At 74.6% G+C, this 23,373-nt stretch carries 17 protein-coding genes; 9 read left to right on the top strand and 8 right to left on the bottom strand.

Annotated elements, in window-relative coordinates:
- Positions 1 to 65: 65 nt before the first annotated feature.
- Complete coding sequence (locus ACA514_RS13820; RefSeq protein ID WP_375041500.1) at positions 66 to 1,175, bottom strand: NAD(P)H-dependent flavin oxidoreductase; 1,110 nt, start codon at positions 1,173 to 1,175, stop codon at positions 66 to 68.
- A gap of 189 nt (positions 1,176 to 1,364) precedes the next feature.
- On the bottom strand, positions 1,365 to 2,588 hold the full coding sequence (locus tag ACA514_RS13825; RefSeq protein ID WP_375041501.1) for a DUF3068 domain-containing protein: 1,224 nt from the start codon (positions 2,586 to 2,588) through the stop codon (positions 1,365 to 1,367).
- 123 nt (positions 2,589 to 2,711) lie between these two features.
- Here ACA514_RS13825 and ACA514_RS13830 point away from each other — a divergent pair, with 123 nt between their 5' ends.
- The 5 genes from ACA514_RS13830 (at position 2,712) to ACA514_RS13850 (ending at position 11,834) form a co-directional block, all read left to right on the top strand.
- Positions 2,712 to 4,226, top strand: coding sequence for an MFS transporter (locus ACA514_RS13830; RefSeq protein ID WP_375041502.1), 1,515 nt, complete (start codon positions 2,712 to 2,714; stop codon positions 4,224 to 4,226).
- An 88-nt stretch (positions 4,227 to 4,314) separates the two neighbouring features.
- Positions 4,315 to 6,009, top strand: coding sequence for a hypothetical protein (locus ACA514_RS13835; RefSeq protein WP_375041503.1), 1,695 nt, complete (start codon positions 4,315 to 4,317; stop codon positions 6,007 to 6,009).
- Positions 5,997 to 6,125, top strand: coding sequence for a hypothetical protein (locus ACA514_RS13840; RefSeq protein ID WP_375041504.1), 129 nt, complete (start codon positions 5,997 to 5,999; stop codon positions 6,123 to 6,125). Before ACA514_RS13835 ends, ACA514_RS13840 begins: the two co-directional genes overlap by 13 nt.
- 16 nt (positions 6,126 to 6,141) lie before the next feature.
- Positions 6,142 to 7,587, top strand: coding sequence for a glycosyltransferase family 4 protein (locus tag ACA514_RS13845; RefSeq protein WP_375041505.1), 1,446 nt, complete (start codon positions 6,142 to 6,144; stop codon positions 7,585 to 7,587).
- On the top strand, positions 7,584 to 11,834 hold the full coding sequence (locus ACA514_RS13850; protein WP_375041506.1) for an alpha-(1->3)-arabinofuranosyltransferase family protein: 4,251 nt from the start codon (positions 7,584 to 7,586) through the stop codon (positions 11,832 to 11,834). Before ACA514_RS13845 ends, ACA514_RS13850 begins: the two co-directional genes overlap by 4 nt.
- On the opposite strand, the gene ACA514_RS13855 is transcribed toward ACA514_RS13850, so the two are convergent.
- The 5 genes from ACA514_RS13855 to ACA514_RS13875 all read right to left on the bottom strand — a co-directional run bounded on the left by ACA514_RS13855 (position 11,728) and on the right by ACA514_RS13875 (position 18,868).
- A complete protein-coding gene (locus ACA514_RS13855; RefSeq protein ID WP_375041507.1) occupies positions 11,728 to 13,077 on the bottom strand; it encodes an acyltransferase family protein in 1,350 nt (449 codons plus the stop codon). The two genes, ACA514_RS13850 and ACA514_RS13855, sit on opposite strands and share 107 nt — an antisense overlap.
- A gap of 97 nt (positions 13,078 to 13,174) precedes the next feature.
- Complete coding sequence (locus ACA514_RS13860) at positions 13,175 to 15,400, bottom strand: acyl-CoA dehydrogenase (RefSeq protein WP_375041508.1); 2,226 nt, start codon at positions 15,398 to 15,400, stop codon at positions 13,175 to 13,177.
- Positions 15,401 to 15,465: 65 nt separating this feature from the next.
- On the bottom strand, positions 15,466 to 16,998 hold the full coding sequence (locus ACA514_RS13865) for a hypothetical protein (protein WP_375041509.1): 1,533 nt from the start codon (positions 16,996 to 16,998) through the stop codon (positions 15,466 to 15,468).
- A 74-nt stretch (positions 16,999 to 17,072) separates the two neighbouring features.
- Positions 17,073 to 17,987 carry an EI24 domain-containing protein gene (locus ACA514_RS13870; RefSeq protein WP_375041510.1) on the bottom strand — a complete coding sequence of 305 codons (915 nt, stop codon included), beginning with the start codon at positions 17,985 to 17,987 and terminating at the stop codon, positions 17,073 to 17,075.
- Between the two features lie 11 nt (positions 17,988 to 17,998).
- The gene (locus ACA514_RS13875) at positions 17,999 to 18,868 is read right to left on the bottom strand and encodes an SDR family NAD(P)-dependent oxidoreductase (RefSeq protein WP_375041511.1); all 870 of its coding nucleotides are present in this window, start codon (positions 18,866 to 18,868) and stop codon (positions 17,999 to 18,001) included.
- 142 nt (positions 18,869 to 19,010) lie between these two features.
- On the opposite strand from ACA514_RS13875, the gene ACA514_RS13880 reads away from it, so the two are divergent.
- Complete coding sequence (locus ACA514_RS13880) at positions 19,011 to 19,886, top strand: TIGR03619 family F420-dependent LLM class oxidoreductase (protein ID WP_375041512.1); 876 nt, start codon at positions 19,011 to 19,013, stop codon at positions 19,884 to 19,886.
- Positions 19,887 to 19,917: 31 nt separating this feature from the next.
- Positions 19,918 to 20,355 carry a nuclear transport factor 2 family protein gene (locus ACA514_RS13885; RefSeq protein ID WP_375041513.1) on the top strand — a complete coding sequence of 146 codons (438 nt, stop codon included), beginning with the start codon at positions 19,918 to 19,920 and terminating at the stop codon, positions 20,353 to 20,355.
- 2 nt (positions 20,356 to 20,357) lie between these two features.
- Here the strand turns inward: ACA514_RS13885 and ACA514_RS13890 are convergent, their stop codons facing one another.
- A complete protein-coding gene (locus ACA514_RS13890) occupies positions 20,358 to 21,341 on the bottom strand; it encodes a hypothetical protein (RefSeq protein WP_375041514.1) in 984 nt (327 codons plus the stop codon).
- 227 nt (positions 21,342 to 21,568) lie between these two features.
- Between ACA514_RS13890 and ACA514_RS13895 the strand changes: the two genes are divergently transcribed.
- Positions 21,569 to 21,823 carry a hypothetical protein gene (locus ACA514_RS13895; protein ID WP_375041515.1) on the top strand — a complete coding sequence of 85 codons (255 nt, stop codon included), beginning with the start codon at positions 21,569 to 21,571 and terminating at the stop codon, positions 21,821 to 21,823.
- Between the two features lie 303 nt (positions 21,824 to 22,126).
- Complete coding sequence (locus tag ACA514_RS13900) at positions 22,127 to 23,362, top strand: FxsB family cyclophane-forming radical SAM/SPASM peptide maturase (RefSeq protein WP_375041516.1); 1,236 nt, start codon at positions 22,127 to 22,129, stop codon at positions 23,360 to 23,362.
- The last annotated feature ends 11 nt before the right edge of the window (positions 23,363 to 23,373 follow it).

Below are 23,373 nucleotides of genomic sequence, written 5' to 3' on the forward strand. Positions count from 1 at the left end.
GACCCCCGGGAACGCGGCGGCGGCCGGGGCTCGCGCCCCGGCCGCCGTCCCTGCCCTGACGGGGGTCAGCCTTCGGTGATGGTGTTGAGCCGCTCGATGGACTCGACGTACTCCTCGATCAGGTCGTAGACGACCTGCGCGGCCGGCTTCACCTGGTTCATCGAGCCGACGATCTGGCCGACCGGGAAGGTCACCAGCTCGCCGTCGCCGGACCGGGCGATGCGCGGCAGCGCGTCGGCGATCAGCATGAACTGCATCGGCATCGGCAGGTAGCCGGGCGACTTCTCGCTCTCCCACGCCTCGGTCCACGCGGTCTTGAGGAAGCGCGCGGGCTTGCCGGTCCAGGCCCGGGACCGGACGGTGTCGCGGGAGGTGGCCGCGAGCAGCTTCGGCAGCGCCCGCTCGGGGGTGTCGGCCTCGTCCACGGTCAGCCAGATGGACCCGGTCCAGACGCCGTCGGCGCCGAGCGCGAGGCCGGCGGCCATCTGCCGGCCGCGGCCGATGCCGCCCGCCGCGAGGACGATGGTGTCCTCGCCGACCGCGTCCACGACCTCGGGGATGAGGACCATCGTGGAGACGTCCCCGGTGTGCCCGCCCGCCTCGGTGCCCTGCGCGATGATGATGTCGACGCCGGCCTCGACCTGCTTGCGGGCGTGCCGCGCGTTGGAGGCCAGGCCGCCGACCTTGACGCCGTGCTGGTGGGCCAGCTCGGCGACGTCGGCGGGCGGCGGGCCGAGGGCGCTGGCCAGCAGCGCGATCGGGTGCTTGAGCGCGATCTCGACCTGCGGCCGGGCCGTCTGGTCGGTCCAGCCGAGCAGCACCTTGCTCGCGCTCTCGGTGGACGGCTCGACGCCGTGCTCGGTGAGCAGTTCCTCCAGGAACTTGCGGTGCTCGGCCGGGATCATGCCCTGCAGCTTGCCGACGAGCTCGTCGGCGTCGCCGAGGTCGGCGCCCTCGTACTTGGCGGGCATCACCACGTCCACGCCGTAGGGCTTGCCGCCGACGTGCTCGTCGATCCACTTCAGCTCGAGCTCGAGCTCCTCGGGGGTGAAGTACAGGGCGCCGAGGACGCCCATGCCGCCGGCGCGGCTCACCGCCGCGACCACGTCGCGGCAGTGACTGAACGCAAAGATCGGGTACTCGATGCCGAATTGTTCGGTGACTCGTGTCCGCACGGTCTCGACCCTAGGCGGGTCCGAGCAAAACTGCAACAGGTTCTAGTTGTCGAAATCGCCGGACGGGTGCCGAACAGGAGGTCCGGGAGCCTGGGCCGCTTCTAGAACACGTATCAGCGTGCGAGGCCGTCGGGCATGGTGAAGGCCCCGCGGCACGGGCCGCGGGGCCTCGGCGAGGAGGAGGCGGGTTCAGCGCCGCCGGGACGGCAGGCGCCGCTGGCGGCCGTCGGACGGCGTCCGGCGGGCCTGCGGCTCGGCGCCCTTCTGGGGCGCCGCGGCGCCGGACGCGGCCGCGGGCTTGGCGGCGGCGGCGTCCGCGAACGAGCCGGGCGGCGCCGCGGCGGCGGACGCCGGAGCGTCGGGCTTGCCCGGCGCGGCCGGGTCGGCCTGGCTAGCGGGACCCGCAGGACCGGCGGGACCGGCCGGGCCGGCGTCGCCGAACTTGCCGTCGGCGCGGCGCGGCGCCTCGACCGGCGGCGGCGTGCGGTCGCGGCCCAGTCCGAGGACGCCGCCGGTGAGCAGCAGCGCCAGGCCGAGGAGCACCGCGCCCGCCGGAACGTAGCTGCGCACCATGTCGATCTTCAGCGCCTCGCCGTCGGCCATCTCGACCAGGCTCTTCTGGTCCTTGTCGACGGTGACCAGGTCGGCCTGCGCGACGATCATCTTGCCCTTGCCGTCCCGCGTCTGCACCCAGCTGCGGATGTTCTCGCGGTGCTTGACCGGGACGCCGGTGCGCGGATCCACCCAGGCGGTGTTGTAGGCCTCGGTGTAGCGGTCCACCTTCTGGCTCTTGCTGCCCTTACCGAGCCCCAGGAGCTCGCCGGGCATCTCGGTGTCGACCGAGGCGGTCTTGGTGAGCGGGATCTGCTGGGTGAAGCGGTAGGTCGCCAGCCCGTGGATCCGCTCGACCGCGCCGAAGCGCATCGGCACCTGCTGCTTGGTGGTCATGTCGTAGAACGGGTAATCGCGCTTCTCCACGTCCCCGATCGGGAACAGCAGCCCGTATCCCGACATGCGCACGGTGCTGTCGCCGTCCACGTTGACGCCGCAGCAGTTGACGAGAACGCCCGTCCGGCGGTCGAAGGCGATCCGGTAGTTCTGGATCTGCACGGGGTCGTCCGGCTTGGACTCGTCGAAGATATTGGTGCTGGAGTCCCAGACGGCGATCTTGTTGTTGCCGTTGTTGGCCCGCACGTCGCCGCGCACGGTGTTGTCGGCGCGCAGGGTGACACCGGTCTTGGTCTTCAGCGTCGCGGCGTCGAAATAGGTGCTGTTCGGCGATTCCAGATGGGTCAGCTGGTAGCGGTTCAGCGGCGCGAGGACGACGCGGTCGGCGACATAGAAGCGCACGAGCGGCGCGAGGGAGAGAAAGAAGGCGCCCAGACCGATGAGGATCAGCGCGGATCGCCTCATCTTCACCTCCAGGAAGCTGCCGTTACACTCGACGACCCCGGCAACGGGAACGCGGCCATCCGGCGCGACGCAACACTACACGAAGCACTTATATCGGCCCGATGACGTCAGGGGCTCCCCCGAATGGTGACCCGTCCGCCCACCCGGCACTGGCCGGCGCTCGCGGCGGTGCTCCCGGCGGCGTTCATGGACACCGTCGACGTCTCCATCGTGAACACGGCGCTGGTCCGGATCCAGCGCGATCTCGGCGCCTCCGGGGACATCGGCCAGTGGGTCGTCGCGGCCTACGCGCTGTGCTTCGCGATCACGCTCGTCGCGGGCGGGCGGCTCGGCGACCTGGTCGGACGGCGCCGGATGCTGCTGGCGGGCGTCGGCGGCTTCGTGGCCGCCTCGGCGCTCGCCGGGGCCGCGGCGACGCCGGCGATGCTGATCGCGGCCCGCGGCGCCCAGGGCCTGTTCGGCGGGATCATGGTGCCGCAGGCCATGTCGGTGATCACGACCCGGTTCCCGGCGGGGCGGCGGCGCGCCACCGCGCTCAGCCTGACCGGGCTCGTCCTCGGGGTGGCGACGGTCAGCGGGCCGCTGATCGGCGGGCTGCTGGTCTCGGCCGACGTCGGCGGGCTCGGCTGGCGCGCGATCTTCTACGTCAACGTCCCGGTGGGGCTGGCCGCGATGGTCGCGGGGTGGCGGTGGATCCCGCCGGACGGGCGGGCCGGCGACCGCCGCCCGGGCCGCCGCGACGCGCTCGGCGTGGTGCTGCTGGCCGCGGCGTCGCTGCTGCTGATCGGGCCGCTGGTGGAGGGGCGCGCGCTCGGCTGGCCGCCCTGGCTGGTCGGCGCGCTGCTGCTGAGCGCGCCCGCGCTGGCGGTGTTCGCCCGGCACGAGCGGCGCCGCGAGCGCCGCGGCGAGGTGGTCCTCGTCCCGGCGCACCTGCTGCGGCGCCGCTGCTTCTCGACCGGGACCGCGCTCACCGCCGTCGTGATGTCCGGCACCACCTGCCTGCTGCTGACGCTGACCTGGGGCCTGCAGGGCGGGCTCGGGTGGACCCCGATGCACACGGCGCTGACGACGCTGGCGCTGCCGCTCGGCATCGGCTGCACGTCCCAGCTCACCAACTGGCACGGGCACGCGGCGGGCCGCCGGTTCGTCGGGCTGGGCGCCGCGGTCATGGCCGCCGGGCTCCTCGCCCTGATGGCGGCGGTGAGCACCGCCGAGGACGCGACGCGCAGCCGGGACGTGATGCCGTGGCTGTTCGTCACCGGCGTCGGCATGGGCATGATCATCCCGCTGCTGCCGCACATCAGCATGCGGGAGGTGCCGAACGGCGACGCCGGGGCCGCGTCGGGGGTGTTCAACTCGGCCGGGCAGCTCGGCGCCGCGCTCGGCGCCGCCGTCGCCGGCCTGATCTTCTTCGCCGGGGGGCCGCACGGCCCGTCGGCCGCCATGCACGCGGTGGCGCATACCCTCGGTTACAACATCGCGGCCCTGGTGCTCGTCGCCGGGCTCGCGCGCCTGCTCCCCCCGGACGACGCGGCGCCGCGGCCGCCGGCGGGGCCCGTCCCGACGTCCCATCCCGGAGGCCGAACTGAAGCCGGAGGTCACTCTGCGGAAGGCGGATCGAGCCGGCCGGCGCGCTGACCCGGGCGGCCGTCCGCCCGGGCGGGCGGCGCGGCTGCGCGCGCGCCTGCCCGGCCCGGCCGCGCTCGCGCCCGGGCTGGTGGCGCTCGTGCTCGGGTGCCTGGCCGTCGGCCCCGGGCTCGCCCCCGGCTACGTGCTCTCCTACGACATGGTGTTCGTGCCGCACCCGGCCGCGAACGACGCCATGTTCGGCCTCGCCGGCGGGTTCCCCAGGCAGGTCCCGAGCGACGCGGTGGTCGCGGGCCTGGCCGCCGTGCTCCCGGCAGATCTCGTGCAGAAGCTCGTCCTGCTGGCGGTCTTCGCGGTGGCGGGGGCGGGCGCGGCGCGGCTCGTCCGCGAGCGGGGCACGGTGGTCCGGATCGCCGCGGCCGTCGCCTACGTGTGGAACCCGTACGTCGCCGAGCGCCTGCTGCTCGGGCATTGGGCGCTGCTGCTCGGCTACGCGGGGCTGCCGTGGGTGCTGCACGCCTCCACCGGCGTGACGGCGCGCCGGGGCTTCGCCGGGCTCGTCCGCGCGCTGGTCCCGGCGGCGGTCGGCGGGTTCGCGGCCTGGGACGTCTCGGCGCTCGTCGCGGCGGGCGGCGCCGTCGCCGTCGCCGGGCACAGTCGGCGGCATCGGGCCCGCGCCGCCCTGCTCACCGCGCTCGCCCTGGCGGGTGTGGCGCTGCCCTGGCTGGTGCCCGCCCTGCTGAGCAGCGGGCGGGCGAGCAGCGACCCGGCCGGCGTCGACCTGTTCGCCGCCCGCGCCGACACCCCGTTCGGCGCGTTCGGCAGCCTGCTGTCGCTCGGCGGCATCTGGAACGCCGAGGTCGTGCCGGCCGGGTTCGGCAGCCTGCCGACGGCCGGGGGCAGGCTCGTGCTCTCGGTGCTCGCGATCATCGGGTTCGGCGTCCTGCTGCGGCGCTCGGCCGACCCGCGGCTGCGCGGCCTCGCGGTGTCGGCCGCGGCCGGGTTCGTGATCGCGTGCGCGGGGATCACCGGGCCGGGCCGGGCCGCGCTGCGCGGGCTGGTGGGGCTGTGGCCCGGGTTCGGGGTTCTTCGGGACGCGCAGGTCTACATCGCGCCGCTCGCTCTACTGGAGGCGGTCGGGCTCGCCTTCCTCGTCGCCGAGCTGCTCCGCCGGGCGTACCCGGCGCTGGCCGCGCTGCTGGCGGTCGCGCCGGTGGCGCTGCTGCCGACGCTGGCCTGGGGCGCCGCCGGGAACCTGCGCGCCGTGCACTATCCGGCCGACTGGGCCGCCGCCCGCGCGATCATCAATGCCGACCCCGCGCCCGGACGGGTCCTGGACCTGCCCTGGGGCGGGTACCGCCGCTACGCCTGGAACCACGGCCGCACCGTGCTGGACCCGCTGCCGCGCGTCCTGGACCGGCAGGTGGTGTGGGACGACGGGCTCCGCGTCGGGAACCGGGCCCTCGCCGCGGAGGCCCCTGCGGCGCGGCGGGCGCAAGCCCTGCTGCGCGGCCGGGGAGCGCTGGCCCCGGCGCTCGCCGGATCCGGGTACCGTTACGTCGTCCTGGAACGGGTCGGCGACCCGGAGGAGAACGCGCTCGCCGGGCGGCTGGGCGGCGCCCGGATCGTGCTGTCCGGCCGGCACCTCACCGTGTTCCAGCTGGGATCATCCGCGCCGCCCCCGGGGCCCGCGAGCACGGACGTGGCACCGGTCGCCGGCGCGGATATTCTGACGCTGCTGCTCATATTGTGGTCAATGTCTATTTATGCCACTAGTCTGGGCGGCACCCCCCGCGTACCAGCCAGTAGGGAGCCCCCCGCATGCGCATCCTGATCGCTGCCGTCATCGGCGTACTGCTCGCCGGCGGGACGTCCATCGCCGTCGTGCACGTGGCCACCAAGACCCCGAACCCGCAGGTCAAGCCGCTGTACAACTACGGCACCCGCTGACCGGCGGGTTACCCGGGTGCGACCGCCGCCGGACTGCCTCTGCCGTACCGGGCAGGCGGCCGCGCACGCCCGGTGCTCGCTGCACCCGCGCCCGGCCCCGGAAAAGCCCGCGCCGAGCCTGGACCGGCTGCGGGTGGCGATGGTCAACTGGCGCGACCCCTGGCAGCGCGCCGCCGGCGGCGCCGAGGAGTACGCCTGGCAGATGAGCCGGCAGCTGCGCGACCGCGGCGCCCGCGTGCACTTCGTCACCAGCCGTGAGGCCGGCCAGGCCCGCCGCGAGGAGCGCGACGGCATCACGATCAGCCGGATGGGCGGGAAGTACTCCCGGTACCCGCTGACGATGGCGTGGCTGCTGCGGCACCGCCGCGACTTCGACGTGGTCGTCGACTGCATGAACGGCATCCCGTACCTGTCGCCGCTCGTCCTCCACCGCCGGACGCGCGTGCTCCTGCTCGTCCACCACGTCCACGGCCGCCAGTTCTTCGTCTACTTCCCCGCGCCGCTGGCCTGGCTCGGCAAGGCGCTGGAGGGGCCGGTCGCCCGGCTCGTCTACCGGCGGCACCCCGCCGTGGCCGTCTCCGTCTCGACCGCCACCGCGATGCGGGAGCGGCTCGGCTGGCGGGGCCCGATCTTCATCGTGCCGAACGGCGCCCACCCGGCGTCCCCCGGCCCGGCGCGCGGCCGCCGCACCCCGCCGGACACCGCCCCGGGGCCCGTGCTCGCCTGCGTCGGCCGGCTCGTCACCACCAAGCGGGTGGACGAGGTGATCGACGTGGCCGCACGGCTGCGCGACCGGTGGCCGGGGCTGCGGCTGCACGTCATCGGCCGCGGCCACGAGGAGCCCGCGCTGGCCGCGCAGATCGCCGCGGCCGGCCTCCAGGACACCGTGCGGCTGCACGGCTACCTGCCCGCCGCCGGCAAGGACGCGCTGCTCGCCGGCGCCGACCTGCACATCACCGCCTCCCGCTTCGAGGGCTGGGGCCTGTCGGTGCTCGAGGCGGCCTCCCTGGGCGTGCCGACGGTCGCCCACGACGTCGACGGGCTGCGCGAGGCGGTCCGGCACGGCGTCACCGGCTGGCTCGCCGGCCCGGACGAGGACCTCGCGCCGGTCGTCGAGCGCGCGTTGAAGGAGGTCTCCGACCCGGTCCGCCGCGCGGAGATCCGCGAGTCCTGCGTGCACTGGGCCGGGCTGTTCTCCTGGACGGCCACCGGGGACCGGATGGCCCGGCTGATCCTGGCCCAGCGGAGGGTGCCGGCGCGCCGCCGCCCCGGCGGCCCGGCCTACGTGGCCACATTCGGACGCCCCGGACCGGCCGGCGCCGCCGAGCGCACCGTCCTGGTGGAGAACACCGGCCCCGCCGCGCTCGCCCGCGCCGCGGCGGCGCGCGGCGAGACCGTCCTCGGGATCCGCGCCGCCACCCCGACCGAGCTGCTCACCGGCGTCCCCGGAAGAGAGCTGTGACGGCCACCGCACCGCTCCGCTGGACCGGCCCCGCAGCACCTTCCGCCGACGGCACCGGGCGGGACCCGGACGCCCGGATGCGCGACCGCATGCGCCTCCTCGTGTCGTCGCTGCTACTGCTCACCGTGGCGTTCACCATCGCGCCGAAGCGGATCCTGCCCGACACCAAGCTCGACATGGCCCTCAACCCCGGCGGGTTCCTCGCCCGGGCGCTGAACATGTGGGACGCCACGTCCTACTTCGGGCAGGTGCAGAACCAGGCGTACGGCTACCTGTTCCCGATGGGCCCGTTCTACCTGCTCGGCAAGGGGATCGGGCTGCCCCCGTGGGTCACGCAGCGGCTCTGGCTCGGGCTGGTGCTCGTCGTCGCGTTCACCGGCCTGGTGAAACTGGCCGAGGAGATGCGCATCGGGAGCCCCGGCGGGCGGCTGCTCGCCGGGTTCGCCTACGCGCTCGCGCCCCGCGCCGAACTGCTCCTCGGCGTCAACTCCTCGGAGTTCCTGCCGACCGCGATGCTGCCGTGGATCCTGATCCCGCTGGTGCGCGGCGCCCGCACGGGCGGCACCCGCCGCGCCGCCGCCCTGTCCGCCCTCGCCGTCGTGTGCTGCGGCGGCATCAACGCGGCCGCCGAGGCGGCGGTGCTGGTCGTCCCGCTCCTCTACCTGCTGACCAGGGCGCGCGGGCCGCGCAAGTGGCGGCTGCTCGGATGGTGGCTGCCCTGCACGGCGGCGGCGTCGGTCTGGTGGCTCGTCCCGGCGTACCTGATGGGCCGGCACATCTTCCCGTTCATCGACTACACCGAGAGCGCCACCACCACCACGCAGACGACGTCGCTGGCGAACACCCTGCGCGGGACGTCCTCGTGGACGGCGTTCCTGCCCGTCGACACGAACCCGTGGTGGCCGGCCGGGCACGCGGCGTCCACCGTCCCGTGGCTCGTCGCGGTCACCGGCGCGGTCGCCGCGTTCGGGCTGCTGGGGCTGGGCCGCCGGGGGCTGCCCGACCGCGGTTTCCTGGTGCTGTCGCTGCTCCTCGGCGTCGTCCTCATCGCGACCGGGCACCACGGGCCGCTCGCCCCGCCGTTCGCCGACACCCTGCGCGACCTGCTCGACACCGCGCTCGCGCCGCTCCGCAACATCCACAAGTTCGACGCCCTGGTCCGGCTGCCGCTCGTCCTCGGGCTGGCCCGGCTGGTGAGCGCTGTTCCGGCCGGTGCGCCCTGGTGGAAGCGGCCGAACGCGGGCTTCGCGGCGATCGCGGCCGTCGCGCTGGCGGCGGTGCCGATGCTGAACCCCGGCCCCACCGCGAACGCCAACATGCCCGACCCGGTCCCGGCCTACTGGCGGCAGGCCGCCGACTGGATCAACGAGCGCGGCGGCCTCAACACGACCATGGCGGTGCCCGGCGTGCCGTTCGCGGACTTCCAGTGGGGACGCGCCATGGACGACCCGCTCCAGGCCCTGCTGTCGGTGAGCTGGGCCGACCGCTCGGCCGTCCCGTACGGGTCGGCCGGCGCCGCCCGGCTCACCCGGGCGATCGACCAGCGGCTGGCGACCGGCCAGGGCTCGGACGGGCTCACCAAGGTGCTGGCGCGCATGGGGGTGCGCTTCCTGCTGGTGCGCAACGACCTGAACCGCGCCGAGCTGGAGGGGGCGTGGCCGGCCCGCGTGCACGAGGCCCTCGAACGCTCGCCCGGCATCGTGCAGCGCGCCGCGTTCGGCGGGCCGGTCGGCGACCCCGGCCCGGCCGACGCCGTCGGGTCCTTCGACCAGCCCTACCGGGCGCTGGAGGTCTACGAGGTCGCCGACGCGTTCCCCGCCGCGAGCACGGTGCCGGCCGACCGGCCGCTGCGGGTGATCGGCGGGCCCGAGGCGCTGCTGCCGCTCGCCGACGCCGGGCTGCTCGACGGCGACCGGCCGGTCGTCTTCAACGACGACCCGGGCGCGGACGCGATCCCGGCCGCCGACACCGTCGTCACCGACACGCTGCGCCGCCGCGAGGTCAACTTCTCCGACCTGCGCGACGGCGAGTCCCCCACGCTCGCCGCCGGCGAGCCCTACAAGGGGACGTCGCGGGTCAAGGACGTCCTCGCGCCGGGCTGGGACGACTACCAGGCGGTCGCCCGGTACGAGGGGATCGCGTCGGTCACCGCCTCGTCGTCCGCGTCCGACGTCACGGCGCCGTCCAACCACGACTCGCAGAGCAACCAGCCGTTCTCGGCGCTGGACGGCGACCCGGCCACCCAGTGGACGTCCTCCGGCTGGAAGGGCGCGCTCGGCGAGTGGCTCGAGGTCCGGTTCAGCCGGCCGATCCCGGTCGACCACGTCACCGCGACGTTCGGCGACGCGGACTTCCTCGGCCCCGCCGTGACGCAGGTGGCGGTCGAGACCGAGGCCGGGAGCGTCCGCGACCGCGTCGCCGTGGCGGGGCGGCCGCAGTCCCTGCCCGCGCGGGGCGGCACCACGAGCTGGGTCCGGATCCGCGTCACCGGGCTCGCCGGGCCGTCCCGGACCGGCGGGCGGGTCGCCATCGCGGACCTGGACGTGCCGGGCGTGACCGCCCGCCGCGCGATCGCCGCCCCGGCGGCCACCGGCGGCACCACCGTGCTGACCGGCACCGACGGCCACGCCGACGCCTGCATGCGCGGCCCGGCCACCTGGACGTGCAACCCGCAGCTGGCGCGGCGCGGGGAGAGCGGCTCCTTCGAGCGGATCTTCACCGCCGCCGCGTCGGGGTCGCGGACCCTCACCGGCTCCGCGGTGCTCACCGACCCGAAGATCATCGCGGCGGCGACCACCTCCGGCCGCGTCCGGGTCGCGGCGTCCTCCACCTACGTCCAGCATCCGGCGGACATGGCGCGCTCGGCGTTCGACGGCGACCCCCGCACGACCTGGATCGCCGGCCGCGACGACGCCGCCCCGCGGCTGACGATCCGCTTCGGCAGGAAGATCGACCTGTCGAAGATCACCGTCCGGCTGCCCTACGGGCAGCCGCAGAAGGTCGTCCTGACCGGGGACGACACCACCCGCGACGGGATCGTCGACCGCGCCGGCGTGTTCCGGTTCGCGCCGATGCGCACCAGCACGCTGGCCATCACCTTCCCCAACGCCCCGGGGGTCCAGGTCACCGACGTCACCGTCCCGGGCGTCCGGCCGCTCGGCGCGCCGTCGCGGCTGCCGCTCCGGACCAAGTGCGGCACGGGCCCGTCCTTCGACCTCGGCGGGCGGACGGTCCGGACCCGCCTGGTCGGGGGGACGGCCGCCGACCTCCTCGACGGCGCCCCCGTCCGCTACGCGGCGTGCGGCCGCGTCCCCGTCGGGCAGGGCGAGAACCGGCTGAGCATCTCCCCGGTGTCGCCGTACCGGATCGTCTCGGCCGTGCTGGCGTCCGGGTCCCAGGGGACCGCCGCGTCCGCCGCCGCCCCGCGGATCGAGCAGTGGAACGCCCACAGCCGGTCCATCGCCGTCGACGCCGCTGACCAGCCCGCCTACCTCGAACTCGACGAGAACCACAACGACGGCTGGGTCGCCGCGCTCGGCGGGAAGCAGCTCCGGTCCGTCCGGCTGGACGGATGGCGGCAGGCGTGGCTGGTGCCGGCCGGCGAGTCCGGCACGGTGAAGCTGACCTACGCGCCGGACCGGGGCTACCGGCTGACGCTCGTCGCGGGACTGCTGCTGGTGCTGCTGATCGCGGTGCTGGCGATCGTCCCGGGGCGGCCGTCCCCCGCGCCGCCCCTCGATGCGGGGCGGGTCGCGCGCGCCGCGGGCTGGGCGATCGCCGCGCTCGCCGGCTTCTGGGTGGGCGGCCCCGCCGGGATGGTCGCGGTCCCGGCGGCGTGCGCGCTCGGGGTGCTGCTGCGGCGGCGCCGCGACCTGCGTCCCGCCGCGATCGTCTCGGCGGTGCTGGCCGCCGCCGTGCTCCAGGGCGCGGGCACCTACCTGGACCTGCACGGCCGGACGCTGCCCTGGCGGCTGCTCACCGAGACCGCGCCCGAGGTCCTCTGCCTGGTCGCCCTCGGCCTGCTGATCTCGGTGCTGGGACCGCGCCCGGCCCCGCCGGACGAGCCGGACGCGCCCGCCGCGCCGGCCCCGCCGCCGCCCGACCGGCTGCCGGACCCGGCCGGCGGCGGCGGACTTCAGATCACCTGGCAGGCGGCGGGTCCGCCTTCCGGGCCGGGCCGGCGCGGCGCCGCCCCGGGCCCCGGTCGCGGAGCAGTTGGAAGGGCTTCTCCACCGCGAAGTAGCTGACCGTCGCCACGACGAGCGAGCCGGCCATCGTGACGGGGAACAGCACCCAGAAGTCCCGGTGCCACAGCGGCCGGCCGGTGATGTCGTACCAGGCCTGGATGATCGGCTGGTGCCAGAGGTAGATCCCGTAGGAGATCAGCCCGACCGAGCGCACGAGCCGGTTGCCGAGGACCGCGACGGTGACCCGGTTGCGGGGGGCCAGCGCGGCCGGCAGCACCACCCCGAGGGCGATCAGCGGGTAGAGCGCGCCGCTGACCATGTACTGCGGGGCGTTCTGCGGGACGTCCTGGAACGGCAGCGAGATCGGCGTCGAGGCCAGCACCAGGCAGCACAGCGCCATCAGCCACCAGGCCCCCGGCATCGACCCGAGGATGGCGGCGCGGCGCGCGACCTGCGTGCCGGGGCGCGCCTTGGCCCAGACGGACACGACCGACAGCGCCATCCCCAGGGTGAAGTAGAGCAGCGACCTCGGCAGCAGATGCTCGTAGTAGAACATCGTCTCGTACTCGACCGTGGCGCGGAGCACCATCGTGGTCAGGTAGGACAGCGCGGTCAGCGTGAGAAGGGCGATCAGCAGGCGGCGCGCCCGCTCGTCGACGCCGGCCCGCCCGCCCCGGACGGCGAACCACCGCAGCCCCACCGCCAGCAGCGGCAGCAGCAGGTAGAAGCTGACCTCCACCGACAGGCTCCACACCGGCCCGAGGCCGGGCGGCCCCACCCCGTCCCACCACGGGTTCGGGTCGTAGTGCTCGGTCAGCGTCGCCCATTCCAGCCACGCGCGCGGCGAGGCGGCGTGCCCGGGGCTGAAGGCGATCAGCCCGACCGCGAGGACGATCCAGTACGTCGGCAGGATCCGCAGCCCGCGGCGCCACAGGTAGGCGCGGGCGTCCGGGCGGGTGCCGCCCTCGATCGCGTTCCGCGCCCACGGCCGGTAGAGCAGCAGCCCGGACAGCGCGAAGAAGATCGGCACCCCGACGCCGCCGTTGTAGATCACCCGCCAGACCATCGTGTTGTCGGCGGCCATGGCCGTGGCGAAGGCGGTGTGCAGCAGGACGACGATCAGGCTCGCGACGGCGCGGATCCCGTCCAGCGCGACCAGGTGCGACGTCCCGCCGGGGCTCGACGGCGCGTCCTGGAGGGCGGGCGGGTCCGGCAGGGTCCGCAGCGTCGCCTGCGACGGCGCGGCCCCGTAGGCCGCGGCGGGCCGGTCCCCCGCGGGCGTCCGGCCGTCGATCACTGACATCTGCGCTCTCCATGGACGGCGATGCCACCCCAGTGTGCCCTGTGCCCCCTGGTGCTGGGGAGCCCGCGGCCCGGAGAAGCTTCGCCGGCGGGGCCGGTCAGCCGGAGCCGTCCCGGCGTGCGGCCGCGGGTTCGGGGTCGCGGGGCAGGCCGAGGATGCGCTCGCCGATCACGTTGAGGTTGACCTCGGTGGTGCCGCCGCCGATCGTCATCGCGCGGGACGCCAGCAGGTAGCGGGTCCAGCGCGGGCGCAGGCCGTCCTTCCAGCCGCCGGTCAGCGCGCCCTCCTCGCCGAGGAGGGTGAACCCGAACTCGGTGACCTGCTGGCCGTGCTCCATCGCGACCAGCTTCCGCACGTTCGCGGTCGCGCCCGGGTCGGTGCCCGAGAGCTGCTTGAGGGTGGCGCGCAGGCCGAGGAGGTTGAAGGCGTGCTCGTCGCAGGCGAGCCGCCCGATGCCGTCGCGGACGAGCGGGTCGCCGTCCAGGCCGAGCTCGGCGGCGAGGCCCAGCAGCTTCGGCACGTCGCCGCCGAGCTGGAACGAGCTGGTCAGCCCGACGCGCTCGTTGGCGAGGGTGTTGCGGGCGACGCGCCAGCCTTCGTTGACCGGGCCGACGACCCGGTCGTCCGGGACGAACACGCCGTCCAGGAACACCTCGTTGAACACCGCGTCGCCGGTGCACTCGCGCAGCGGCCGGACGTCGATGCCCTCGGACGCCATGTCCACGATGAAGTAGGTGATGCCGTCGTGCTTGGGCCTGTCCGGGTCGGTGCGGGCGACGCAGACGCCCCACTGCGCCTCGCGGGCCAGGGACGTCCAGATCTTCTGGCCGCTGATCCGCCAGCCGCCCTCGACCCGCTCCGCGCGGGTGCGCAGCCCGGCGAGGTCGGATCCCGCGCCCGGCTCGGAGAACAGCTGGCACCAGATGATCTCGCCGCGCAGCGTCGGCGGCAGGAACCGCTCCTGCTGCTCCGGCGTGCCGTACTGGACCAGCGACGGGACGACCCACGCCGCGATCATCAGCGGGACCGGCTTGACCTTCGCCGCTTTCAGCTCCTGCTGGACGACGATCTGCTCCAGCGGCCCGGCGTCGCGTCCCCACGGCTTCGGCAGGTGCGGCGTCACCCAGCCGCCCTCCGCCATCGCCGCGCGCTGCTCCAGCGGCTCCATCGCGGCCATCTCGGCGACGCGGGCGCGGATCTCCTCGCGGAGCGGCGCGGCCTCCTCGCCCAGCTCGATGCTCATCGGGCGGCGCACGCCGCCGATCGCGAGCTCCGCCACGTCGGCGCGGTACCCGCTCGCCCGGCCGAGCAGGGCGCGCAGGGTGAGGGCGCGCCGGTAGTAGAGGTGGGCGGCGTGCTCGTAGGTGTAGCCGATGCCGCCGTGGACCTGGATGTTGCCCTCCGCGCACATGACGGCCGCGTCGGCGGCGAGCGCGCCCGCCACCCCGACGGCGTAGGCGCGCTGCTCGGGGCCGTCGGCGAACGTGCGCGCCGCGTCCCAGACGGCGGCCCTCGCGCGCTCGACCGCGATGAGCATCCGGGCGCACTTGTGCTTGACGCCCTGGAACTGGCCGATCGGGCGCCCGAACTGCTCGCGGAGCTTGGCGTAGGAGACGGCGTCGTCGAGGGCGCGGCCCGCCACGCCGCACGCCTCGGCGCCCAGCAGGACGACCGCGAGGGCACGGGCGTCGGGCGCGTCGAGGAAGCGGCCGTCCGGGACGTCCAGGCCGTCCACCGTCACCGAGCCGACCGGGCGGGTGATGTCGAGCGACTCCAGCTCCCCGACCGTGACCTCGTCCCGTTCGGCGACCACCCAGCGGTCTCCGGCCGGGAGCAGGAACACGTCGGCGAGCGGCGCGCCCAGGACGGGCCGCACCGTGCCGGACACCGTGGTGCCGTCGGCGTCCAGGCCGCCCGACAGGGCGACGGCCGCCTTGCGGGAGCCGTCCGCGAGCCCGGCGAGCAGGCCCTCGCCGCCGGCTCCGGCTCCGGCCCCGGCGGCGTGCAGGATCGCCGAGGCCAGGACCGTCGGCGTGTACGCGCCGGGCGCGAGGGCCCGGCCGAGCTCCTCCAGCACGACGGCCTGCTCCAGCAGCCCGAACCCCTGGCCGCCGGCGTCCTCGGGCAGGTGCAGCCCGAGCAGCCCCTGCCCGGCGAGCGCCGGCCAGAACCCGGCGCCGGCCTCGCGCGCGTCGTCCGCGCGCACGTCGCCGGCGGCGCGCACGTCGCCGGCGGGCAGGGCCTGCGGCGGGACGTTCCGCTCGGCGAACCCGCGCACCGACGCCGCCAGCGCCTCGTGCTCCTCCGTCAACCCGATCGCCATGACCGCACCTCTCCGTCGGGGATCGGAGCCAGCCTATTAGAACGGCATTCGGTACTTAAGGGGGGTCAGGCCGCGACCTTCAGCCGCCCGAGGAACTCGTTGAGGTCCGGCCACAGCTTCTTGTGCGTGTTCGGCATCGACGCGAACACCGTCGCGGGCGTCTTCCGCCCCGTGTCGATCACCGCGGTCGCCACGATCTCCCCGCTCGCCCGCACCCCGGCGCGCTTGTAGGTCAGGTACGACGCGATGAGCCAGCCCTTGTGGCCGCCGACGTCGAGCGGCTGCGACGCCAGCGGCGCCGACTTGTGCGGGAACGAGTAGTACTGCTCCTCGTAGCCCTGCGCCGCGAGCGCGGTGGTCTTCTTGACGCTCTTCGGCCCCTGGTAGGCGCCGAGCAGCGTCGGCGCCAGCGTCCCGGTGAGGAGCTGGCCGTACCACATCTGCTGCCCGTGCCGCTCGGTCACCACGATCTGCTGCCCCGACCAGCCCGGCGTGCTCAGCTTGTTCTTCTTGGTCGGCAGCTGCCACGGCGCGGCGAGCCGCGGGTACGACAGCCCGGACGCCGCGTCCGTCAGCACCCCGAGGATCCGGCTCGGCTTGCCGGCGAACCGCTTGAGCCGCTTGTCCGCCGGAACCGTGACCCGCGGCTCCTCGGGCCGCTGCGCGGCGCCCGCCGGCCCCGGCTTCGCGCCGGTGTCCGCCGCGGCGTCGTCGCTCCGGTGCGTCATGTAGTAGACGCCGCCGGCCGCGAGGAGCGCCACCACCAGCAGGCCCACGCCGCCGATCAGCACCAGCCGGGACCGGCCGCCGCCCTCGTCCAGCGGGTCCCGGGACGCGCGGGGCGAGCCGCCGAGCTTGGCGTCCGCCGCGGCCTCGTCGGCCATCCAGTCCGGCATCTGCCAGTTGCCGCTGCTCGGCTTGCCGGCCTTCGCCGGGCCCGCCAGCCCGACCTGGACCGCGGGCGTCTCGTCCGCGCCGCCGCCGGGGCCGTCCTCGAACAGCGACCCCTCCCAGCCGGGCGCCTCCTGCCCGCGCTCGGGCCGCTCCTCCTGCTCCTGCGCGGGGACGGGCGCGACGCGCACGTCCTCCGCGTCCGGCAGCGAACCGCCCGCCGCGGCTTCGGGCTCGCGCCCGGACTCCGCTTCGGCCGCCCGGTCGTCACGTGCCTCGTACGCGGGCCCCGCCTCGTATCCGGACCCCGCCGGATATCCGGGCTCGGCCTGGTACGCGGGTTCGGCCTCGTATGCGGGCGCGGGCTGTTCCGCCTCGTATGCGGGCGCGGGTTCCGCCTCGTACGCGGGCCGGGACGCCTCCGCCGCGGCGCCGGACTCCGGCTCGGCCTCGTACGCCGGATCGGACTCGGGCTCCGGGGCGCCGCTCTCGACCTTGCCCCAGACGTCGTGCGGCGACTCCCCGCCGGCCTCGGAGAACTCCGTCCGGCCCTGCGGTGCGGGCATGAAAACCTCGGGCATCTTCGGCTCGGAGGAGACCACCTGCGGACCGGTCGCGCGTCGCGCGTCCGGCGCCGCCGGCCGCTCCGCCGCGTCGCTCTCGCTCATGTCGGTCCAGCGCGCACCGCGCTCCCCCTGATCGGACATGCGGAACACGGTACGCGAAGATCATTCATTTCGTTCCACAGACCGTCACGCTGAGGACACATCTTCCTATCGCCTCAGCCCTGGCCGGCGACCCCGGCGTGACCGGCTGTGACCATGGGGTCATCCGCGAGCCGCTCCCTCGCCAGCAGCGTCGCGCCCGCCACCGCCCCCGGCATCGCCAGCACCGCGCCGAGCGGGATGAGAAAGACCACAAAGGTCGCGGCGCCGAACCCGACCACGAGCGGCCGGTCGGCCTTCAGCCGCGCGAACCGCTCCCGGCGCCGCAGCCCGCGCCGCTCCAGCGCGATCGACGTCAGTTCGCCCGCCAGGAAGTAGCCCGACACCATGGCCGCGATCACCGGGACCACCGTCTGCCCGACCAGGGGCAGGAACCCGGCGGCGAAGAACACCACCGCGAACAGCACCGCGACGATCCCGAGCAGCGCCGCGTCCTTGATCGCACGGCCGATCTGCACCAGGAGCGGGACGTCCGGATCCGGCGGGGCGCCGCCCTGCGCCTCCTCCACCCGCACCGCGATCGCCTCGTAGAACGGGTCGCCGACCAGCAGCGTCACCGCGGTGAAGGTGAGCACCGCGAGGAACGCCGACGCCCCGTAGATCGCGATTCCCGCGATCACGCGGGCCGACGTCCGCACCGCCTCCGACCAGCCGTCCGCGAACGGCGTCACCCAGCCGGCCAGATCGTCCAGGTAGAACGCCAGCGTGACGAGCGCCGCGGCATAGGCGGCCAGCACGATCAGCGCCGGGATCAGCCCGAACGCCCACTGCGCCGGGTGCCGCGCGGTCCAGCCGATGCCGCGCAGCAGGTAGCCGACGCCGTTGAACAGGTCCTTGATCGCCGACGGCCTGGGCTCGGCCCGCCGCCGCGCCGGCGGCCCCGACGGCTGACCGGGCGAGTTCGGCATCGGCTGCTGCGGCCCGGGAGGCCGGTTCCACGGTGCGGGCTGGTTCGGGGGGACGGGGTTCACACGCCCACAGCCTAGCGAGAGGGCAGGCCCACGAGGCGGGCCGACTGGTCCCAGACCGCCCGGCGCAGCACCTCGTCCTTCAGCGGTCCCGCCGCCGGCACCAGCCCGGCGCCCGGCGTCGAGCTGTAGAAGCCGCCGGTGCGCCCCTCGAACTCCTCGTCCAGCGCGAGCTTCAGCGCCATCCGCGCGCCCTGCGCCGGCGTCCGCATCACCGGCGTGTGCGACAGCAGCCCGCCGATCCGCGCGTTGCCCGGCATCTCCCTGGTCAGCCCGGTCGCGACGAATCCCGGGCACATCGCGTTCACCGTGACCCCGTCGCCCTCCAGCCGCCGCGCCAGCTCTTGCGCGAACAGGATGTTCATCAGCTTCGACCGCCCGTACACCCGCAGCGACCCGGGCGCCCGGTAGCCGCCCGGCTCCGCCATCCGCCGCGGGTCCAGCCGCCCGGCGAACCGGTGCGCCTCGGACGCCACCACCACGATCCGCGACGGCGCGCCCTTCTTCAGGGGCCCGAGCAGCAGGTTCGTCAGCAGGAACGGCCCCAGATGGTTCGTCGCGACCATCCGGTCGAAGCCGTCCGCACTTTCCTTCGCCCGCATCATGTGCACGCCCGCGTTGTTGACCAGCACGTCCAGCCGGTCGAACCGCTCCACCAGCGAGGCCGCCACCCGCCGCACGTCCTGCAGCGCCGACAGGTCGGCGAAGAACGTCTCGATCCGCGCGCCCGGCACGTCGGCGGTCAGCTCGGCCACCGTCTCCCGGGCGCGCATCTCGCTGCGGCACACGATCCCGACGAGGAACCCGGCCCGCGCCAGCCCGCGCGCGATCTCCTTACCGATCCCGGACGTCCCGCCGGTCACGATCGCGATCTTGTTCCTCATCCCCCCACCGAACCACCGCCCGGAAGGGACGAGCAAGGGGGGCATGTGATTTCTTGCACAAGCCGTGATGCGGGCACCGGCCCGCCCGTTCCGCGGGATCGTCCCTGGCCTAGAACTGAAACCGGTTCTACTATCGGTCGCCATGAGGTTCACCTACGCCGAGGCGATGACCGACCCGTCGTTCTACCTGCCGCTCGCCCGCGCCGCCGAGGCGGCCGGCTACACGAGCATGTCGGTGGCCGACTCGCTCGTCTACCCGCGCGAGTCCGACTCGACCTACCCCTACACCGCCGACGGGAACCGGGAGTTCCTCGAGGACAAGGCCTTCATCGAGACGTTCACGCTGATCGCGGCCATGGGCGCGGTGACGAGCACCCTCCGGTTCACCCCGTTCGTCCTCAAGCTGGCCGTCCGGCCGCCGGTGCTGGTCGCCAAGCAGGCCACCTCGATCGCCTGCCTCACCGGCGGGCGGCTCGGCCTCGGCGTCGGCCTCAGCCCGTGGCGGGAGGACTTCCAGGTGATGGGCGTGCCGTGGGAGCGGCGCGGGAAGCGGATGGACGAGGCCGTCGACATCGTCCGCGGGCTCTCCGCCGGCGGCTACTTCGAGTACCACGGGGAGTTCTTCGACATCCCGGCGATCAAGATGACGCCGGCGCCGGCCGAGCCGATCCCGATCCTGGTCGGCGGGCACAGCGAGGGCGCGCTGCGGCGCGCCGCCGTGCGCGGCGACGGCTGGATGCACGGCGGCGGGCAGGACGACCTCGACGACCTGCTGGCCCGGCTGAACCGGATCCGCGAGGCCGAGGGCAAGGCCGGCGAGCCCTTCGAGGTGCACGTCATCTCCCCCGACGCCTACACCGCCGACGGCGTGAAGCGGCTGGAGGACAAGGGCGTCACCGACGTGATCGTCGGCTTCCGCCTGCCCTACATCAAGGGCCCCGACACCGAGCCGCTGGACAAGAAGATCGCGAGCCTGGAGCGGTTCGCCGAGTCGGTCATCGCGACGGTGAACGGCTGACCGGAAAACGAGAACACGTTACAGTTCGACCATGGACGCCCTCAGCTGGCACGCCCCCGACGCCGACCACCCCGCCCGCCGCGCCGCCCGCGCCTCCATGACCGCCGTCGGCTCCGGACGCCGGGACGCGTGGCTGGCCCTGTTCGCCCCCGACGCCCTCGTCGAGGACCCCGTCGGCCCGTCCTTCCTCGACCCCGCCGGCGCCGGCCACCGCGGCCACGACGGCATCGGCGCCTTCTGGGACTCCTTCATCGCCACCATCAGCGGCTTCCGCTTCGAGATCACCGACTCGTTCGCCAACGGCCCGTGCTGCGCCAACGTGGCCACCATCACCACCACCATGGGCGACGGCTCCACCATGACCATCGACTGCATCCTCGTCTACACCGTCGACGACGCCGGCCTCATCACCTCGCTGCGCGCCCACTGGGAACCGGACCGCGCCATGGCCACCCTCACCAAGGGCTGACCTCAGGGACCGCCCGGCGGCAGCAGCAGCCGGGCGGTCGTCCGCTCCAGCCGCCGCACCGCCATCGACTCCCCCACGAACCCCCGGACGGCCTGCAGGAACTGCTGCAGGCCCCCCGGATAGTCCAGGCACGTCCGCAGGATGGCGAACAGGTCCCCCCGGGCCTCCGGCGCCCGCGGGATCACCCCCGCGATCACCGCCGGCAGCGCCCCGACCAGCTGCTCGCGGCCCCGCTCGTTCCGCATCTGCGGGATGTCCATCAGGTCGTCCACCATCCGGAACAGCATCGGCACGGGCACCTCCACCGGCGGCGGAGGCTCGCCGGGCGGCTCCCCGCCGCCCTCCCACACCGCCGGCGCCGCCGGCCGCTCCGGCCGCGTCCCCGGCACCATGATCCACGCGTCGCCGGCGGTCTCCTTCACCCGGACGCCGACCCGGTAGTACTCGCCGGGATCGACCAGCCCCCGGCCGTGGCTCACCACGTCCTCGTACACCCGCTCGGAGACGATCACCGCGATCCCCGCCGCGGCGGCGGCCACCGCCTCCTTCAGCGGCGCCGCGTCCAGCAGCCGGAACGCGTGCGTCAGCGCCGTGCTGACGACGCCGTGCTCGTCCGACTCGGCCTGCCCCACGTTCACGGCCACCCGCAGCCGCATCAGCGCGGCCTCGCTGGCCGCCCGGTTGTGCTGCCGCACCTCGGCGCGCAGCCGCTCGACCACCGTCGTCAGCAGCAGCTCGATCCGCACGTCGGGCGGAAGGACCACCATCACCCCGTCGCCGCGGTCCTCGTGGTAGCAGTCGTCGAGCCGCACCCCGGCACCGTCCGCCAGGCTCCGGTCGAGCCCCTCGTACATCGCCCGCCGCACCCGCACCCGCACCGGATCCACCCGCGACGCCGCGCTGAACCCGGCGATGTCGCACACCAGGAACCCGCACAGACCCCCCGGCCGCCAGCCCCGCCCGGCCCCCCGCGCCACCTCCCCCATGGACCGCTCCCCCTTCCCGGGACGCCGACTCCCCACAGCGTCCTCGACCCCCGCCGCCACCGGCAACCCCACCCCGAAAAAACCCCGGCGCGTCTTCCCCCGATCACCGCCTCGCGGGGGTGCCCCGTCCCTATGATCGTCTCGTCGCCGGACTAGGCTGGTGCCCTTGAGCCCGCAGAGGAGCGCGACACCTTTTTGATTTCGCGTGACAAGAGGGGGAGACGGCCGTGCCGGGTACTCATGGCAGCACATCGAAGTCGGGCGTTCTCGCGGTCTCCCTTCCCGGTTCCCAGCCCTCGCCCACGAACCTGGAGCGCCCGCGCCCCGCGGAAGGCACCGTCCTGGAAGCGGCCGTCCGCCGTGCCCGCGACGAACTCCGCGCCGGCGAAGTGATCGTGGCCGGCTTCGACAACAAGCTGTCCGCGGACCCGCAGCCCGGCGAAGAGCCGGAAGCCGCAGCCCACGACGGGCTCGGCGCCTGAGGGGCGCCGAGCCGGCGAGCGACCCGCCGACAACGCCAGAGTCGGCTTCCACCCCTGGTTCCGGTCAAGTGGCCGCACCTCGCGGCGTCGCGCGGCCGGCCGGTCCCACCTAGGCTCGTGCCACGCCGTCCCCCGGCACCGCCCCCCTATTCGAAACGACACGAGTTCCGTGCAGTTCGCCATAGCGCGTCTTTTTCCGCTGCGTCATTCAAGGGCCGATCTCTGAGATAGTCGCACGCAGCCGGCCTCACGGCCCGAGCCAATAGAGGTGCAGTACTTCTCGGCTGAGAGAGGAGGCCCGTCATGCAGGTCGCCCAAGGAGGCACGGCGGAATCCGGCGAGTGGCCGTTGGTCGGGCTCGACGTCCGGGCTCTGGTGGCCGGCGGTTGGCGTCCCGTTCCCTTCTCCGAGGTCGTGGTCAAGATCCATGGCCGCTGCAACCTCGCCTGCGACTACTGCTACGTCTACGAGGGCGCCGACCAGACGTGGCGGACGCGGCCGGCCGCGATGCCGGCGGAGGTCGTCGCCGCCACCGCCGCGAGGCTGGGCGAGCACGCCCGCGACCATGCGCTCGCCAAGGTGTCGGTCGTCCTGCATGGAGGGGAGCCGCTGCTCGCGGGCCGCACGGCGATCGCCGAGGCCGTCGGCCGGTTCCGCGCCGCCGTGCCCGCCTCCTGCGCCGTCGAGGTGACGACCCAGACCAACGGCGTGCTCCTCACCGACGCGATGCTCTCGACGCTCGAGGCGCACGACGTGGGCGTGGCCGTCAGCCTGGACGGCGACCGCGAGGGGCACGACCGCCACCGGCTCCGCGCCAACGGACGGGGAAGCCACGCCGACGTCATGCGCGGGCTGAAGCGGCTCGCCGGCTCGCATCGGCGGCTCTACCGGGGGCTGCTCTGCACGGTGGACCTCGACAACGACCCGGTCGGGACGTACGAGGCCCTCCTGGAGACAGAGCCGCCGCGCATCGACTTCCTGCTCCCGCACGGGACCTGGACCGCCCCGCCGCCCCGCCGCCCCGCCGGCGGTTCCGACGCGCCCTACGCCGAGTGGCTCATCAGGGTGTTCGACCGCTGGTACCACGCGCCCCGCAAGGAGACCGGCGTCCGGCTGTTCGAGGAGATCCTCAATCTGCTGCTCGGGGCGCAGAGCCGCAGCGAGAACATCGGCCTGTCCCCGGTCGCGATGGTCGTTGTCGACACCGACGGGACGCTCCAGCAGGTCGACACGCTGAAGACCTCCTACGCGGGGGCGCCCGAGACCGGCCTCACGGTCTTCGGCGGCAGCCTCGACGACGCGCTGCGGCATCCCGGCGTGGTCGCCCGCCAGATCGGCGCGGACGCGTTGTCGGACACGTGCAAGGCCTGCGCGATACGCGACATCTGCGGCGGTGGAGCCTACGCGCACCGCTACCGGGAAGGGCGCGGCTACCTCAACCCGTCGGTGTACTGCCCCGACCTGATGGCGCTGATCAGCCACATCGGCCGGACCGTCCAGCACGATCTGGCGCTCGCGGAGGCCGCGCCGGAGGGCTGACCCGGGACGGT

The sequence above is a fragment of the Actinomadura sp. NTSP31 genome (genome assembly GCF_041951385.1).
Lineage (GTDB): Bacteria > Actinomycetota > Actinomycetes > Streptosporangiales > Streptosporangiaceae > Spirillospora > Spirillospora napierensis.

Coding starts and splice junctions, on each gene's coding strand:
- ACA514_RS13825 (WP_375041501.1), bottom strand. CDS start 2,588: ATGAGGCGATCCGCGCTGATCCTCATCGGTCTGGGCGCCTTCTTTCTC.
- ACA514_RS13830 (WP_375041502.1), top strand. CDS start 2,712: ATGGTGACCCGTCCGCCCACCCGGCACTGGCCGGCGCTCGCGGCGGTG.
- ACA514_RS13840 (WP_375041504.1), top strand. CDS start 5,997: ATGCGCATCCTGATCGCTGCCGTCATCGGCGTACTGCTCGCCGGCGGG.
- ACA514_RS13855 (WP_375041507.1), bottom strand. CDS start 13,077: ATGTCAGTGATCGACGGCCGGACGCCCGCGGGGGACCGGCCCGCCGCG.
- ACA514_RS13860 (WP_375041508.1), bottom strand. CDS start 15,400: ATGGCGATCGGGTTGACGGAGGAGCACGAGGCGCTGGCGGCGTCGGTG.
- ACA514_RS13865 (WP_375041509.1), bottom strand. CDS start 16,998: ATGTCCGATCAGGGGGAGCGCGGTGCGCGCTGGACCGACATGAGCGAG.
- ACA514_RS13875 (WP_375041511.1), bottom strand. CDS start 18,868: ATGAGGAACAAGATCGCGATCGTGACCGGCGGGACGTCCGGGATCGGT.
- ACA514_RS13880 (WP_375041512.1), top strand. CDS start 19,011: ATGAGGTTCACCTACGCCGAGGCGATGACCGACCCGTCGTTCTACCTG.
- ACA514_RS13885 (WP_375041513.1), top strand. CDS start 19,918: ATGGACGCCCTCAGCTGGCACGCCCCCGACGCCGACCACCCCGCCCGC.
- ACA514_RS13890 (WP_375041514.1), bottom strand. CDS start 21,341: ATGGGGGAGGTGGCGCGGGGGGCCGGGCGGGGCTGGCGGCCGGGGGGT.
- ACA514_RS13900 (WP_375041516.1), top strand. CDS start 22,127: ATGCAGGTCGCCCAAGGAGGCACGGCGGAATCCGGCGAGTGGCCGTTG.